The 16,626-nt window shown below is 43.1% G+C and carries 16 protein-coding genes and 1 pseudogene; 3 read left to right on the top strand and 14 right to left on the bottom strand.

What is annotated here, in order from left to right:
* Positions 1-29: 29 nt before the first annotated feature.
* From K08M4_RS06330 to K08M4_RS06290, 9 genes are all read right to left on the bottom strand, one after another.
* Positions 30-608: a DJ-1/PfpI family protein gene (locus K08M4_RS06330; RefSeq protein ID WP_086049238.1), complete on the bottom strand. Its 579-nt coding sequence runs from the start codon at positions 606-608 to the stop codon at positions 30-32.
* Between the two features lie 91 nt (positions 609-699).
* The gene (locus K08M4_RS06325) at positions 700-897 is read right to left on the bottom strand and encodes a hypothetical protein (RefSeq protein ID WP_086049237.1); all 198 of its coding nucleotides are present in this window, start codon (positions 895-897) and stop codon (positions 700-702) included.
* A gap of 90 nt (positions 898-987) precedes the next feature.
* Complete coding sequence (locus tag K08M4_RS06320; RefSeq protein WP_086049236.1) at positions 988-1,428, bottom strand: hypothetical protein; 441 nt, start codon at positions 1,426-1,428, stop codon at positions 988-990.
* A gap of 398 nt (positions 1,429-1,826) precedes the next feature.
* Positions 1,827-2,300: a response regulator gene (locus tag K08M4_RS06315; RefSeq protein WP_017070648.1), complete on the bottom strand. Its 474-nt coding sequence runs from the start codon at positions 2,298-2,300 to the stop codon at positions 1,827-1,829.
* Complete coding sequence (locus K08M4_RS06310) at positions 2,287-3,642, bottom strand: ATP-binding protein (protein WP_086049235.1); 1,356 nt, start codon at positions 3,640-3,642, stop codon at positions 2,287-2,289. The genes K08M4_RS06315 and K08M4_RS06310 overlap by 14 nt, the downstream gene beginning before the upstream one ends.
* A 6-nt stretch (positions 3,643-3,648) precedes the next feature.
* Positions 3,649-5,067 carry an SLC13 family permease gene (locus K08M4_RS06305; RefSeq protein WP_004733551.1) on the bottom strand — a complete coding sequence of 473 codons (1,419 nt, stop codon included), beginning with the start codon at positions 5,065-5,067 and terminating at the stop codon, positions 3,649-3,651.
* Between the two features lie 295 nt (positions 5,068-5,362).
* Positions 5,363-5,743 carry an MmcQ/YjbR family DNA-binding protein gene (locus tag K08M4_RS06300; RefSeq protein WP_086049234.1) on the bottom strand — a complete coding sequence of 127 codons (381 nt, stop codon included), beginning with the start codon at positions 5,741-5,743 and terminating at the stop codon, positions 5,363-5,365.
* 29 nt (positions 5,744-5,772) lie between these two features.
* Entirely contained in the window at positions 5,773-6,249 is a 477-nt protein-coding gene (locus K08M4_RS06295) for a MazG-related protein (RefSeq protein ID WP_086049233.1), read from the bottom strand.
* A gap of 49 nt (positions 6,250-6,298) precedes the next feature.
* Positions 6,299-6,775, bottom strand: coding sequence for a GNAT family N-acetyltransferase (locus K08M4_RS06290; protein ID WP_086049232.1), 477 nt, complete (start codon positions 6,773-6,775; stop codon positions 6,299-6,301).
* Between the two features lie 640 nt (positions 6,776-7,415).
* On the opposite strand from K08M4_RS06290, the pseudogene K08M4_RS06285 reads away from it, so the two are divergent.
* Positions 7,416-8,510: pseudogene (locus K08M4_RS06285) on the top strand (DUF3103 domain-containing protein); the annotation flags it as partial.
* Between the two features lie 95 nt (positions 8,511-8,605).
* On the opposite strand, the gene K08M4_RS06280 reads toward K08M4_RS06285, so the two are convergent.
* Both K08M4_RS06280 and K08M4_RS06275 read right to left on the bottom strand, forming a co-directional pair.
* A complete protein-coding gene (locus tag K08M4_RS06280; RefSeq protein ID WP_198299314.1) occupies positions 8,606-8,923 on the bottom strand; it encodes a Dabb family protein in 318 nt (105 codons plus the stop codon).
* Between the two features lie 242 nt (positions 8,924-9,165).
* A complete protein-coding gene (locus K08M4_RS06275) occupies positions 9,166-9,405 on the bottom strand; it encodes a VPA0252 family protein (protein ID WP_086049230.1) in 240 nt (79 codons plus the stop codon).
* A 256-nt stretch (positions 9,406-9,661) separates the two neighbouring features.
* Between K08M4_RS06275 and K08M4_RS06270 the strand changes: the two genes are divergently transcribed.
* Positions 9,662-10,546: a LysR family transcriptional regulator gene (locus K08M4_RS06270; protein WP_017090766.1), complete on the top strand. Its 885-nt coding sequence runs from the start codon at positions 9,662-9,664 to the stop codon at positions 10,544-10,546.
* A gap of 190 nt (positions 10,547-10,736) precedes the next feature.
* Here the strand turns inward: K08M4_RS06270 and tnaA are convergent, their stop codons facing one another.
* From tnaA to K08M4_RS06255, 3 genes are all read right to left on the bottom strand, one after another.
* Positions 10,737-12,209, bottom strand: a complete 1,473-nt coding sequence (gene tnaA, locus K08M4_RS06265) for a tryptophanase (protein WP_086049229.1) — start codon at positions 12,207-12,209, stop codon at positions 10,737-10,739.
* A gap of 759 nt (positions 12,210-12,968) precedes the next feature.
* The gene (locus tag K08M4_RS06260) at positions 12,969-14,669 is read right to left on the bottom strand and encodes a GTPase family protein (RefSeq protein ID WP_086049228.1); all 1,701 of its coding nucleotides are present in this window, start codon (positions 14,667-14,669) and stop codon (positions 12,969-12,971) included.
* Positions 14,656-15,771, bottom strand: a complete 1,116-nt coding sequence (locus tag K08M4_RS06255; protein ID WP_086049227.1) for a YcjF family protein — start codon at positions 15,769-15,771, stop codon at positions 14,656-14,658. The genes K08M4_RS06260 and K08M4_RS06255 overlap by 14 nt, the downstream gene beginning before the upstream one ends.
* Positions 15,772-16,010: 239 nt before the next feature.
* On the opposite strand from K08M4_RS06255, the gene K08M4_RS06250 reads away from it, so the two are divergent.
* On the top strand, positions 16,011-16,523 hold the full coding sequence (locus K08M4_RS06250) for a peptide-methionine (S)-S-oxide reductase (RefSeq protein WP_086049226.1): 513 nt from the start codon (positions 16,011-16,013) through the stop codon (positions 16,521-16,523).
* The last annotated feature ends 103 nt before the right edge of the window (positions 16,524-16,626 follow it).

The following is a 16,626-nucleotide window of genomic DNA, read 5'->3' as shown; positions in this document are numbered from 1 at the left end:
CATATGCTGAATCATTTTAGAAAGGTTAGTTATGTACATTCATGCCAACTGTACTCCATTTGACGCGCTACTTTCGAGGCAAATTGCAGACCGTAATGTACTGATACTAAATGTAAGCTCATATCTATACCTGCAGAAATCCCTCCAGAAGTTGTGAATTTTTCTGATGTCACCCATCGTTTATCACTGATCACATCTAAACCTGGAAACTGCAACGCTAAGTCGGAAATATCTTCCCAATGAGTCGTGACTGCTAATCCCTCAAGTAAACCAGCTTTAGCCAAAAGAAATGCACCAGTACAAACAGACACTACTTGCGAGGCTGAACCTGAAGCAGAAGCTAACCAATCGAGTACATTTCGTTTGTTCATTTCGTCAGTGTGCACACCACCAACGACCATTAATAAATCGATCTTTGGATGATTGTTTAACGAATAGTCAGCCAATACCTTGAAACCGCCACGAGCTATAACTGGTCCCGCATTTTCGGAGATTAAGAATACATTTAGATCTTCAGCACCTAAACGCTTTGCAGTGCTGAAAACTTCAAATGGGCCAGAGAAGTCGAGAACTTCTGCTTGATTATAAATATAGATTCCGATGTTCATTGCACCTCCATGTACAACTTCATTAATAACTAGAATTTACCATAAACATCTTGTTCGGCTAATTCATACAACCCATTAAGGATTCTTAACTTTACCCATTTTTAGTCAGGATGCCTTTGCCCTTCTCATAAACAAAAGATAAACCAAAGTAGACTGAAACCCACAAGACAAAATCGAGAGCAGCTAACTTGATATCAAGTGGATCTGAAAAGATGTTATAGGTGTGCCCAAACTTTGCTTCAATTGATTTAACTAAAATCACTGTAGCGATAAAAATCACAATCCTCATGGGTTTCCCTATCTATACGTTTAAACTAAATCGTACACATGCGTGTGGATATTGTTTAAGTTATTCCAAGTATATAATGCGTTTATGGCCCTACATGTCATTGGCTTTTTCTATAAACCAAGTGCCTTTACACGGGCCATTGGTTAAATGCCAACGACCATCAAATCTATTGCCACTGCCATGTGCTGAAAATCGATAATCCCACTGGCGATGCTTGGCATATAGACGTAAGTCTCCATTTTCAGAAACCCAACCTTGTAGCGGCGTTCCATTGTAAGTAAGCCTGAGCGTGGCTTTGCCATCATTAATGGTTCCGGTGATGGTTGTGCGTTCACACATATTATTGCCAGTAGTATTAATACGACGACCTAGCCACTCACCGTCGAAATCGGTAGAAGGGATAAATTGGGGACTATCAGGAAGTTTAGGAAACGACTCGGAATTACTGGACCCGAACCACTGGAGTTCACGACCAACGAGGAAGAAGACAACAAAGCCAATTGATACTGCGATGACAAATCTCTTTTTCATAATCTAGTCGCCTTCTTATAAAAACTAGAAGAACCCTAACATAATGAAAAGTAATAACTTACCATCAATTCAATTAATTTTGATATATTCCACAAATTGCATTCAAATGTTGAATATAGAGAAAGCGGCATCGTACGAAGTTCTGCTGTATGTTCAGGGAATCGTTCCTGAAGAAAACACAATGCTGGCGTTGGCGTAGCGTATGAGCTATAGACTTAAGCCAGCAACCAGTGTGTTAATAACTGAGTACTAAAACCTGAACGACTAAAAAAGATAGGTAATATATGCACCGAATGATTACGTCTTTCAAAGACAAACTCCTTCAGAAAGCTTCCTTCGGTGCATATACTTTCAAGCGACTTACATTAGTGACTCATGTAAGTCGCTAACATAAGAGACTAACGCAAGCGTCTCAATACAACCTGCTGGTCGAGCTCATTCTGATAGTCCGTGTAATCAAGTCCTTGATCAAATATGTACTCAGTGACAAGAGTGCGAATGCATTCAACTAACGTGCTTGCTTGCCAAGGCTTTTCAAAGTAACGGTCGATACCTGCTGCATTAATCGCATTGATGGTATCGGTGTGAGTGGCCTGCCCCGTAAGAAGAATTTTCTTTGTATTCGGAAAGCGGCTGTCATGGAACACTTCAGTGAGTAACTCCACGCCCGTTTTCCCTGGCATCACATGATCAGACACGATGACGGTAATGTGTTCGCCTTCTGCGTCAAGTTCATCAATGAGATCAAGCACTTCTTGCGCTGATTCACAATCTTCAATATTCAGCCAACTCGCCAGCGGCTCTAAATCTTGTATCACTGCGCTCAGTACTTCTCTCTGGTCATCGACACAGATTAAATTAAGCTTCTCCATGTTCACCCTCTATTGGTAACTTGATTCTAAATACAGTTTTAGAAGCATCACTTTTCACAATGATACTTCCGCCATAACCCGCCACAATCCGCTTAACGATTGATAAACCCAAGCCCAATCCAAACGATAAACCACCTTTTTTAGTGGTGAAGTTGGGCTGAAATACCTTTCTACGAGTCACCTCGTCTATCTCAGGGCCGTTATTCGTGATCGTAACTAATATTCTTTTCTTACTTAATCTGGTTTGAATTTCTATTGCAGCATCGTCTGAATTCGACATTGCATCGCAAGCATTCTTTACAATGTTGACCCAAATCTGAACGAGCTCTGTTTTCGAGCCTTTAAAAGTCGGCAAATCTGCAGGGCTCAATCGCACAGACACTCGTCGTAACTCACTTTGTAACAACGATAAGGCATGATTAATGGAGTCGTTAATATCAACCGCTTCTTCGGTGTCAATATCAATTCTGCCAAGTTGTTTAACCGATTTTACGATGCCGACGGTGTGTCTAGATGCCAAACGTAAATCATGTAAATCACAGCCCATCTGCCAAAAACGAATCGCTTCTTCCGGGTTTTTCAGCCAATGTTTTGAAATAACGTCTGTTGCATATGAAGCGTCAATTGGAATCGCCTTTGCAAAAGAGCGAGCAATGTTTTTGTCTAAACCATATTTTCTTTCAAATTGTCGCCCACGTGTTCGCGCTTCTGACGACGACGTTTTCTGACCATGCATTAAGCCAAAATCGAAAAATTGACTGGCTTCTGGATGCACTTCTTCAAGTAGATCCATGATGACCGTTTCAAGTCGACCAGATTTACTATTTACTACACCAATAGCGTTGTTAAGCTCATGGGCAATCCCTGCAGCCAATTGACCCAAGGTCGTCATTTGCTCAGCAGTATGTAACTTCTCTAGCGCTTTTTGTTTCGCTATCGCTTCTTGTGTTGCGCGGCGTTGACGACGCGACAACTCATTGACAATCACAGGTGTGAACTGTGCGGTAAGAGGGCCAAAGTTACGTTCATCTTCTGCAGGCGTGTCTTTATCGATCCACGCTAACTCAACATCGGTTTTAGCAACAACCGTTGAAGATGCTGTCCAATTACCTGAAAAGAAGCTATGAACGCCAATAAAAGCCCCACTACCCGCGCTAAACACGCGTACTCGCGGTGCATTCGCTTCGGTATAAAACCCTTCCAGTTCTCCACTAAACACATAATACAAACGAGTGTTTAACGCTGATTGTTCAATAATGGTGTTACCGGCACGGCACGTCACCCGACGTTCTGTCTGATTAAAATAACGATCGATAAGTGCTTCTAGCTTTTGTTGATACAAGTATCGTTATCCTATGTGACCAATTGAATGTAGCACCCACACCATAACAAAACTCAGTAGCACACCAACCACACCTAAAATAATACCGATTCTGGCCATTTGATTACTTTGCACATGACCTGTGGCATGAGCCAACGCATTCGGTGGCGTACTGATTGGCAGCGACATACCTAATGAAGCAGCAAAAGTCACAACCAGAATTAACGTTAACTCACCGCCTAGTGGCGTGAGTGAAGCCATAGACGAACCTAATGCAGCCATAATTGGCATTAACAAGTTAGCCGTTGCGGTATGAGACATAAAGTTTGCCATTACCAAACACAGGAACGCCGCTCCGAACAACACCACATAGGGTGAGTAAGCATCAAACGGAATGCTGTGTACCACGAGCCTTGCTAAGCCAGTTTTATCGAGAGCTAAACCAAGCGCAATACCACCTGATACAAGCCACAGTACGTCCCAAGAAATCTTTTTCAGGTCTTCTTTATTGATGATCCCTGTGAGTGAGAACACAGCGACAGGAATAAGAGCGACGGTATAAGAGTTCATGCCATGGCTCGAGCCCATTAACCAAAGAATAATGGTTAGCGCAAAAGTGACGTATACCGCAATGGCTTTGGGCGTTTTAAGGAATTTACCTTTGATGCTTAGCTCGATTTTCTTTTGGTCAGCTTTGTACATAAAGCCTATTAAAAACCACGCTAACGCCATCATAATAACGACAAACGGCACACCAAATGCCATCCATTCACCGAACGTAATGAGGTTGTCACCAACTAAATATTTAAGTGCGATAGCGTTCGGCGGGGTACCGATCGGCGTACCAATACCACCGATGTTAGCGGCAACAGGAATACAGAGCGCAAACGCTATACGACCAGGGTCTTTCGGGCCAAACACAGCCAGTACCGGCGTTAAAATAGAGAGCATCATTGCCGTGGTTGCCGTGTTAGACATAAACATCGAAAAGATACCAGTGATCAGCATTAAGCCGAGCATCACAAACTTCGGGTCTTGTCCAAATGGCTTCAACAACACGCGAGCTAAGTTTACGTCTAATCGATACTTAGTGGCAGCCATCGCTAAGAAGAAACCACCTAAAAACAGCATAATGATTGGGCTGGCGAATGTCGCCATGATATCGCTGTATTTTAACAACTCACCAAAATGTTCCTGCCCATGCTCAAACCTTAAAAAGATCAGCCCTTTATCCGACAACATCAATAATTGCAGAACGATAATAACAACAGACGTCGCGTAGATCGGGATAGGCTCGAACACCCAGCACAATGCCGCTAATAAAAAGATCGCGATAACGCGTTGTTGAATAATCGTAAGACCTTCAAATGGAAACGCTGATAGCGGCATTACGAGGATAATGAAAGGAATTAAAATAGGGATAATGTATTTAATATAGGGGCGCATAGCACAAAAACTCTTCCTGAGATAACAACTACTTAGAAATTAGATTTAAAGTTCTAATTTAGATCCGACAACGAATTATCGGCCTCTTATCACTATCTCACTATCGGCTAGATCAATGATTACGTAATCGCGATATCCCCTTTTTCGATTCTGTGCGCTACCTCTACGTTTGTGTGTCATTTACTGTTGCGATATAACTTGATCAATCTCGTCGTCAGGATCTTCCAAAGGGCTATTGGCCTGTCAATAAAGATTAAAAAGCATTACGTCAACTGCAAAATCTGCCTTCAAGCATTTACGTTCGTGGTTCAGATAGGTGCTCTATGCCCAACTCTCGTTGTTTACGTTTACTTAAGCCACTAGCAACAATACGATAAGACTCAGACAAGTAATACTTTAGGTCATCGTCTAATTGACCGGCAGTCTCAACTTGCTGTATCCATTTCATCCCACGGTTAGCAAAGTACGGAGCCGGTTTATAGCCTTCACAATCACTGAGAAAATCGTAATTTAAGTTGGATGTCTTAAAAGTGAATGCTGCTTTTTTGCCATCACTCCAACCACCAATGGCAAAGACTTTACCACCCACCTTCCAGACATCTGAATTGCCCCATTGAACGACATGACTCGTCCCAGTAAATGTCCCGCAAAAATGGTTAAACTCGTCATAATTCATACTCATTTCCTTATGCACAAAACCTCAAATTAAATGGCTAACGCCAGTTCTTGTATGTCAATTAGATCGACTTCCCTACCTAATATTCGCTTGTACTCTACTAAATGATGAACTGGGATAACTGGCAACTCGATTCCTTGATAGCCTTTAATGACTGACTCTGAAAAATCGATTTCGAGTTGATGCCAAGAGCCATCTAGAGCCGACTGTATCTTCGTATTATGAGATAAACCAATTTCAATTTTTTGGTCTTGGTAAACTAACTGGAAATACTCGATATCCCAACCGTATTCTGCGTAGTGAGTTAACGGTTTAGATATGAATTGCGATACGTGAGCCAAAACCTTATTTGCGTCGAAGTTGTGGATATAAAGGTCTATGTCTGCGATTTCACGACTGCCACCATGTATCGTTGCAGCTAGCCCTCCGACAATTTGATACTCAACACCCTCGGCATCCAAGAGTTCTTTGAGCCACTTCAGTGCTACTTTCACTTTTTCACTCATCTAATTCCCTTAGCTGAATTTTGCCGTGTACGGTTTATATGCCGCTATTTCAACTTAAATGGCTCTTTGAATATTCAAACAATTTGAACTCGTCTGATTGGTCTGGCTGAACTTCACCGACTTTGATATACCCTAACTTTTCGTAGAAATGGTGGTTTCTGTAGGACTGATAAGGGGTGAACAAAGTCCAGTTTGCGATATGCGAATACTGGTGTTCAATAAGGCTCATCGCTTGAGAACCAATATGTTTATTTTGATACTCAACATCAATGTAGAAATATCGGATCTCAATACTGCTCTGCTCACCACACTCTACACAAATCGCCCCAGCATAGTCGCAGTTGTACAGCACTTTATAAAAGTTGCCTTTACTAACCTCAGCTTGGAACCACTCTGTTGATTCTATGTTTGGCGGGAACGCACCGTATTTTTCCACATCGTCTGCAAATGCGCTGAGTGCCGAGCTCTGCAACTGTTGGATATCGTCAGTGCTAGCAAGTTCAAGTTGGAGGGAGATATCCGGCATAATTATCCTTAATTCATCACATACATCTATTTCATGTCAGTTCGTCGGCTCATAAAACTCATGTCACCCCTCACGAGAGGTTTCACTTATTCCTTCGACACAGAACGGGTTATGAAACTATAAAGTATAAGCCCGACAAACAACACTTGGCGTTTACCAAGCTCAATCATGGATCTCAATTTGCAACATCCCTAGGCTACAGACACAACAAAGTTGCACTTACTTCCTTGATTGAAAAGCGAAATAGGGAGCACTTTTTATACTGCCTTCTTCTAAACGTAGATTCTTGTTAGAACGCAATTTTTACTTGTACTGTGATGATACCGGAGAAACTAAAGGATAAGCCTGCAGGTAAAGTTGAGCTACAAAACAAAACAAAAACCACTGATCAACTTCAAACCTATTCAGATTACTGATAGATTAGAGCTGTAGAGTAAAAACTCTATCAATATAAGAATTCGAATAAGGGTTATATATGAGACTATCTTTTTCTATCAGTATGGCGCTTGCAACGACAGTGGTTGGCTTCCAGTCTTATGCAAATAATATCGACACAGCAAAATCAATCTCTCCCGTAGATCCACACTCTATTTCAGAGCTGCACTTTATTTCAGAGCCCACATCTATTACAAAGAGCAGTGCTGCGCAAAAACAATCTTTGGCTTTGCAAATCAGCGAGCGTTATTCCGACCTTGAGATCCAACTAAAAGATCAGATCACAGAGAAACACCCATCAACCTCACTCGACACACTTGGCGCTTCTCAAGCTTATTCTGCATTTTCTTACGAGATGGAAGAAGCTGACCTAAGCTATCGTAAAATGAAAGGTATTGAAGATTTTAGCGACTCTGTATTAGAGATTCGCATGGCTGATGAAGCGATGATCCAAGCGTGGAAAAATGGCGAGAACCCATTATTTGCATTCGAACCATCGGGCGATGATTCAAATTGGCAATACATTGAAGCGTATGATGTATACGGACAAGTTCATCAATTAGACGTGTACCAAATGCCTGACGTTCCTGTGTTTGTTGTGGACAGCAATGGTGCTGAAGAACTCAAAGCAGGCTTAATGGCGATGCAAGCTGAGATGCAAAAGCTAGGGACAACCACACAAATCAATGCCGATACTGACAGTGATAGTCGTCAATTTAATAACAAAAACAATCACGCTAGAGCTTTCGCTTTTGTCGACCAGCCTGAACCAAAACCGTTAAGCACAACTCAATTAACTCAGATTCGTTTGGAAGTAGACCAAGAACCTTGGATCTCAGGTAAAGCGGAGATCTACGCTATTGTGACAGGTGTCGATTCAAGTCGTTTAGAGCCACAAATTGATCTCGTTGATATGCCTTATCTCGATTACGACAAGCAAACATATTACCCAAATCAAACCGTCGTCTTTTGGCCTCGCTACCGTTGGGGTGCTGCGGACATGATTTTGATGGAGCAGGATGATGGTACTGACTATAAAGCGTTAGCAAAACTCTTGGTGCAAGCTGCCGAAGAGATACTCAATATGATTCCTGATCCTGAAGCTCAGGGCTATGCAATCATCCCGCAAATCACAGGTAAGATTATCGACGTAATTCCTGATGGCGTATTAGTGAATGACGATGACTTTGTAGACGTGTACTACAACTTAATGCAAAACACGCCTTATGTAGACCGCCCAGGCGCTGGCGGTAATGCTGTTGCATCGTTTGCCCCTGTGACTATCTCGCCGACAGAGTAAGTCGTTTCTCATTTAGTTAGGGCTTAGTCACACAAGCCCTAACTCTTCATTATCAAAGATGACTAAAGATAGATAGAGACGCACTGAAAAACTGATTACAGGGAGTAATCGAACACGATGATGTCATCTAACAAAGGGCGAAATACATCTTTCAACGCATCATGCTCTGGGTGCGGAAGATAGTTTTGACGCCCCGCTTCATCTGCGAACGTCATTAAAACGGAATGGGTATAACCTTGGTTCTTGTTTTCCGGACTGTCATTTAAGCCCCACTCTACCGAGGCAACACCTTCCACCTTACTGGGCATCGCTTCAAACAGTCCTTTCAGTTTCTCTATTTCAGAAGCTTCAGCATCTTGTTTAAACTTAATCAGTAAAATATGACGAATCATTCCCGTTTCTTTTCGATTCATTCCTAGTCCTTTTCGAGTCTTCGTTTGCTCGTGTGTCATGCTGAGCCCACACTTCGTCACGAATTAAAGTTAATAGGAACACAAAATGCCACACGTTACACACCATGCCAAGGCTAGACCACTAGAGTTTATAAAATACTCCATAAACCAATAACGAAAAATGCCACACCCAAGGGCGTAGCATTTTCATAACTATGTGCTGGGTGTTCAAGCCCATCCCGATCGTAAGCACGATGTGAGCGTTAGTCGCGACGACCATTCAACTGAATCGCTTGGTCTCGCGTAATGTTCGTTTGAAACTTTAAACCACCGTAAGCAGCTTCATTTCTTCCTTCAAGTGTTAAGTCAGATTCAACACGCTCAGCCTTTACTTGATTAGCTTCGCTCGTTGCCATGTCGATAGTACCGACATACGTTCCGTCAGCAGCGAAAGCTGTGTTCATTGAAAGAGCCAACAAGCCAAGTGCGATAAACTTGTTCATACATCACCTCATATTATTTTTAATTATTTGTTCGTTTGGTATCTGTGTTTCTTTGTTGAGGTAACTTTAGCGCTTGAGTGAAAGCCATTCGAGGAAAAGCAAGATTTACCAAATGGAAAATCAAGGGATTAGCGAAGTTCTGACGCTGTTCTGTCTTATCTGTTTTGTACTACCACTATGATATTAGAGTCACATAATTTCTGTACGCCTACCGCACCGAAATTACTGCCTATAAAAGGATTCATTTGGAGAGCCTGTGGACATCAATCTAGACATTCAAAATATCCTCGTCATCAAGCGTATGTATGAACTTCGCAATGTTGGACTGGTTGCGGAGTCGCTAGGAAAAACCTCTGGGGCGATCAGCAAGAACCTCTCGAAGTTAAAGTTGCAGCTCGACGATCCACTGTTCATTCAAACCAAACACGGGTTTGAACCCACGACTTTTGTTGAAACCAACATCGAAAATTTTGAGCAGATCTTGAGCAGCGTTGAAGCCATTAAACACCAAGTATTTTCGCCAGAAACTTACCAAGGTGATATCAAAATCTACGCAAATACCTTGTTCTGGGAGCGCTTTGGCTCGAAGCTCTACTTTGCTCTGAGTAAAGAAGCCCCGCATGCTCACTACTCATTCGTTCGGTGGGGAAGCAATGTGAGGAACAGGCTCATCGACGGCGAAGAATCCATAGCGGTTCATTACTTTGATGAAACCTTGCCACAGTCAATTTCTCAAATGGAATTCGGCAAAGGAAAAGTGGTGTTCTTCGTGAGAGAGGATCATCCAGCGAAAGACTTTGAGTCGCTCGCCAACTACCCAATCATTCTATTTAAAACCCCGGGATGGAATGACAATAAATACCCGATCCTTGATCGCCTTAGAAATATCGGATTTCACGTAAACCCAAGAGTGGAAGTCGATCACCCTGCGATGATTCACGATGTTGTGTTCAAATCCGACTATTTTGGTATCACCCTCAATGGCAGCGTACCAGAAGGCTGTCGTAGTATTGATTTGCCCGAAAAACTAACGATCGATGTGGGTTATGTGATGAGCTGCCGTCGTTCACAGAAAGACGCGCCTTTGAATCAATGGCTATTCCAAATGTTGAAATCCACCCTAAAAAACAAACAAGCGTAGTTCAACATCTAAAGGCCTAAATGATTAACGGGTTAAGAGCTTAAAAGCGTAAAGGCTTAAAGGCTTAAAGGCTTAAAGGCTTAAAGGATTAGCTGTTTAACGACATAACTCCCCAATCATCCAAAAAAGAAAAGGCTCCCGAGGGAGCCTTTGATTAGGGTTCTAGTGACTATTCGCTTATGTTTTTATTTTAAAATGCTTCTTCGAGCGTTTGTTCGTTCTTTTTTTCTGTTTGTTTCTCGCTGGTCTCTACCTCTTTCAAGCGCGCAGTAAAGTGTCTTAACACAGGCGGCTCGTAGGTAAAGTCGAGCCCTTTCACTTGTCCTGCATTCTCTTTCACTTTTTCAAATGCTTCGATGATGAAGTCCATGTGAGTTTGTGTGTAGGTCGCGCGAGGAATGGTAAGGCGCAATAACTCTGCAGGGCATGGGTGTTGTTCACCGGTTGCTGGGTCGCGACCTTGCAGCAATGAGCCAATCTCAACCGCTCTGATACCCGCGACTTTGTACAACTCGCACGCCAAAGCATGTGCTGGGAACTGACCTGCTGGAATGTGTGGAAGTAGTTTACCCGCATCCACAAACGCAGCGTGACCACCTGCTTGCTGGCACACGATACCCATCGCTTCTAAGCCATCAACTAAGTATTGAACCTGACCAATACGGTACTCTAACCAATCTTGGCGCATGCCGTCATAAAGGCCAACCGCAAGACGCTCCATCGCGCCGCCTTCTAAGCCACCATAGGTTGGGAAGCCTTCTTGTACGACACACAAGGTTCGACACTCTGTGTACACATCCATGAAAGAGTCGTCTTTAAAGCACAACAAGCCGCCCATTTGTACCATGGCATCTTTCTTAGCAGACATGGCTAAGCCATCCGCGTATTTGTAAGACTCACGCGTGATCTGTTCGATTGTCCAATCTTGATAACCCGCTTCTCGTTGTTGAATGAAGTAGGCATTTTCAGCGTAACGTGCCGAGTCCATGATCACAGGAATATCGTACTTCTGAGCAATTTCATAAACGGCTTTTAGATTGGCGATGGACACTGGCTGTCCACCAGCAGAGTTACAAGTAATGGTACTCACAATGTAAGGAACATTAGCCGCGCCCGCTTCTAAGATCGCTTCTTCCAGCTTCGCCACATCGAAGTTGCCTTTGAAGTCCGCATTCACAGAGGTATCGAACGCTTCTTTGGTATAAACGTTCTTTGCCACACAGCAATTCACTTGGGTGTGACCTTGTGTTGTATCGAAGAAGTAGTTCGACAGAGCGACCATTTTGCTGCGATCGAGTCCCTTTTCCATTTCACGCTTCTTGATAAGAACAGGAATGTAGATCTGCTCTGCGCCGCGCCCTTGGTGTGTTGGAATCGTCAACTCGTAACCGAAGATATCCTTAACCGCATTCGACAATGCATAGTAACTGCGGCTACCACTGTAAGCTTCATCCCCCATTAACATCGCGGCTTGCATACGTTGGGTGATAGAACCTGTACCGCTGTCTGTCAGTAAGTCGATAAACACATCATCACTATCCAGTAAGAATGGGTTCATGCCCGCGTCAACAATGGCTTGTTCACGATATGCAGAGGTTGTTCTTTTTACTGGTTCTACAACACGAATACGAAACGGTTCTGGTAGATGTTTGAAGTTTTCCATAATAGTACCTTTCTATACATTCCGATCAGGTCGAAATCTATTTTCTTTAGATGTCACGAATCCTCACCATTAATTTAATAGCTCCGCATAAAGATAGACGGAAATTAACAATGAAAATAAACAAGTTAAATAATTAGTTATTAATCGAACCTAAACAGAGGCTGAGATAATTAGCGAGAACGACAAAACAACGAATATTCTGCACGAAATAATAAGTGCGACATTCATGCGTTCAAAGGTTATCAAAGCTGCTGATAGGTAAACAAAGCGCGCTGCTTTGCTGGCGCGTGACGCCTAGAGGGTACTACTCTGAAGAAAGGCGGAACGAGAGCTGGTGATCTAAGGTATACCAAGCTAACAAGGTTAGCCATGTTGTTGATTGCCATTTCAGATACATGTTCACAATATATCCCTACGTTGAAATCAAGATGATCCGAAATTTAAATATAGTGCAATTGTTTTATAAATACAGTTTAGAAAAGTATAAATGTGATCAACATTTAGAATGATAATTAAATACGATAGCATGTTATATAAACTGTGAATCACAGCCGTTTATATACTATTAAACTAGTTCAGCGAGTTACTTAATAATATCGAATCTCTTTTAAACTCAATACCTCTCTAATAAGGGGCGAAGATGACTGTTTTCTAAAAAGCTATCTTCTAATAAAGCCAAGCACTAAAAATCGCCGATCTAGAATAGCTAAGTTCTGATGAGCCTCAAGCCCCACCAGAACCGTATTCGCAGTGAATGACTTACTTCTTCTTAACCACTTGTTTAATTGCCATTTCAGCTAACTTCGGTGTCGCAGCTTTCAGTGCACTTGGTGCGACCTTCTTACCGGCCTTCACTACTTTGTTCAGTTGACCTTTAACCGACGTTCCCCGTTTCATTGCCTCCAAACGTTGGCGGTTTCTTTGCACATTATTAGCATCAGCTATGCCTTCGATTAGCATCTGCTTGAGTGCTTCTAAGCCAAAATCCGCCTTTTCTGGCGCAATAGCGAGCGGCAACACGATATCAGACTGCAGCAATATATGGTTGTATTCGAGTGCTTGAGCAATGATCTTCGCTTTGGTCGATGTTGGATTCTCTAAGTCATACGGTGGTTGCCAATCGTCTACAGGCTTTAATCTGTCTACCTGATTCACAACCGACACCACAATCGGCTTCTTGCGTGAGATGTTCTTAGGATCGTCATAGAAAGCATCAAATCTATCTTTCAATTGCTTATCCAAATCACGTGCAGATTGATTGGCTTTAAGCACCCATAGCACCACATCTGCTTGGGTCATCTCTTTCAGCATTAAGGCTTCGGTTTTAGGATTGCCATCAAGCCCCTGAAGATCAACCACGCGAACATCATTGTCGTCGACAAACGCGTTGTATACGGTTGAAGTGTCGGTTGATGGCAGCACATCCACTTCTGCAACCAACTCTTGCTTAAGCGCATTAATCAGTGAAGATTTACCAGAGCTGGTTTGCCCCACCAGCACGATTCGCACAGGCTCTAATTCAGGAGCAAAGCGTTGTTCGTCGAGTTCAGAAACATCGGACGCTTTAAGTGCTTCATCTTCAATGCTGAAACGTCCGCTGTAGAGGTCAATCGCCACCGCCGCCACTTCATCTAATAAGGCTTGTTTAGCGGCGTATTGCATGTCATCAACCACACCTCTTGTCATTGAAGATGTCGCTTGATCTCTCCCTAAATCAGAAACAACTTTTAGCGGGTTCAAATAGAGGTTTTTGAGGTGATTCCCCCAAATAGCGGCCTTAACGATCTTCTGCCCTAGCTCGCCATATTTATCATAGGCTTCGTAGCCCGCCTTAATGTAAGAAACCTTAAGGTATTCAATGCCGGGAATGTGTTCTTTCACCACCAACTTGTAACGGCGGCTGACCTCTTCAAATAGCTTAAGCCCTTCAGGAATCGAAAAATCGAGCGATTTTTTATCAAACTTTTTGGCCACAAACTCAAGTACCTCTAAACCGGTTTGGTCTAGGTTGCCCCACTCTATGTCGACCATTAATTGTTGGCGTACATGGTGTTTTGAATCATTCCAGATCGACAGTTCTTTTTGAGACCAATCAGTCGAAGCCTTAACCAATGCATCGTTGATATCAGCTTTGTTATGTTGTGATTCAGATTCAGAAGCATCTTCGCCAAGGCCGTCGCTCTCTTTATTTGAGAAGGGCTCCGTACTTGAAGATCGGCGTGAAGAGCGGCTTGAAGAATCGCGAGAAGAACGGCTAGAAATAAACAAAGGAATGGTGAATACCAAGGTACTCACGGCAATGGCAATCGACATTTCGAGTAGGTAACCGTATTTGATCGCCAAGAAGACACCAAAACCCATCATGATAATGCTTGGGAAGATGGCCGAAATCAGGGCAATGCCCCAACGGCCGCTCGATAGCACCGCCAGTAATCGAAATAGGTTTCTAATTTTCTTCATAGCCCGACGCCGCCTTTCCTTTTTTCAGGGATTCTTTGTAGATCTTCTGCATCTCTTGTTCAGACACTTCTTCGCCTTTGTTCTTATGATAGAAGTAGAAACAAGCCGCGCGACCTAAGCCATAAGAGGTGCCGAAACTCATTGCCGCTGCAGCCACCGCCCCTACCGTTTGACCATAAACTGGAATCAGCTTTATCAGCTGTCGAGTGCCTAGCTTCATTCCGTATTGCAAAGCAAAGCTGCTTCCCAGAGTGCCTATCAGCTCACTGAAGACTCTCTTGTTCCACTCGACCCCATATTGATTCGCTAAACTATGTAGCATTTTCGCTTGAATCGCAGGTACCGACACCAAACCAACACCCGGAATCAGGTCGCTCGCTGCCGCACTTCCCGAATACCAAAGCACTTCGTTTTCTACTTGATCAAAGTTGGCTTCTTCTTGCGTGGAATGCTCTTTGTCTTGCACCATCATCCCTATAACAGGAAGAATACTGGTCAGCTTTTCTAACAAGATGTCATAGTTGTAAACCGCTTCGCTGTTAGAGGTAGCGTTGCCATCAACTTCAAAATCGACCGATACCGACTCAAACCCTTTACCCCAAACCTTTTCTACTTGGTTGGTGTTGAACTGAATCTGCCTTGCTCGGTCTGTTTCACTGGAGGACAAGACCGCAGTATGAACCAGCAACAAGTGTTTAATCTTCTTCTGTTTCTTAATCTGTTTTAGAGCCGCAAGCACAGCGGATTGTTCAGGTTCGTCGGCTTTCATTACAACGACTAACGCATTACCTGCCTGACCAATCTCTTCCAGATCCTCTTTCGCATCGTAATTCGCTTCGCTTAGTCCTCTGGTATCGAGGAATCTCATTACCGGCTTAATTTGAGGAAACTCATACGACATCGCCGTCATGGTACAAGGCGCAAAACCATTGCCAACTTCAACAGAAGAGTCACCTGTGATTGCTTGAATAAACGATGACTTGCCCGCCCCCGTTTTCCCCAACAGCCACAATGTCGGCAGATGCTGACGCTGGTATTCATGAGCCTGAGTAAGATCGGGATTCTTGCTTGGATTTATGAAGTCTTTTATTTGATCAAACATATTTAGAGTAACGCTCACTTGATGTTGAGATTCGAGTTGATGACAAAGCAATACTTACTTATATAATCACAAATCCTATTAAACTTATGTTTGTTCAGTCGCACAGGTTTACAATGCCTAAACGCTGGTTTTTATATGAGCGCTAGTTTTTATAGACGCTTTTTTATACGTGCGGGTATCATCGTATTGATTCACGCATCGAACAAACATCCACAAACACAGAGAAGTAAAAGGTAAGTATGGAACAAATTTACTTAGCTGGCGGTTGCTTGTGGGGCGTACAAGAGTTCATCAAGTATGTACCCGGCGTGATCAACACAGAAGCAGGTCGTGCTAATGGCAGCTCCCAATCAACAGAAAAGGACACATCACAAAGCGATGAAACCCAAAACGCTTATGATGGCTACGCTGAATGCGTACAAATTGAATTTGACCCAAGCGTCACGTCTGTAATGATTTTGATGAAACACTTGTTTGAGATTATCGACCCTTACAGCGTCAATAAACAAGGTGTCGATGTCGGAGAAAAATATCGCACAGGCGTTTACAGTACTAACGCAGAACACTTAACCGAAGCTAAGCACTATATTGCCTCTCGTGACGACGCCGACCGTATCGCACTCGAGATATTGCCATTGACCAGTTATGTCGCGAGTGATGATATCCACCAGCATCACCTAAGCCAGTTTCCTGAAGACCATCACTTATGCAATATCCCTTGGGATCTACTGCATAAATATAAAGCACGGTAATCACGGCGTAAGATCGAGATAGTCACGACGTAAGATCGATAAAGCCTCAACAGACATTACCCGTTGAGGCTTTTTAGGTGCTAATGACCAAGACAGCTATCGT

The organism is Vibrio syngnathi, assembly GCF_002119525.1.
GTDB classification, from domain to species: Bacteria; Pseudomonadota; Gammaproteobacteria; order Enterobacterales; family Vibrionaceae; genus Vibrio; species Vibrio syngnathi.
Note: the sequence above shows the minus strand (reverse complement) of the source record. Positions and strands in the feature narration are given on the sequence as shown.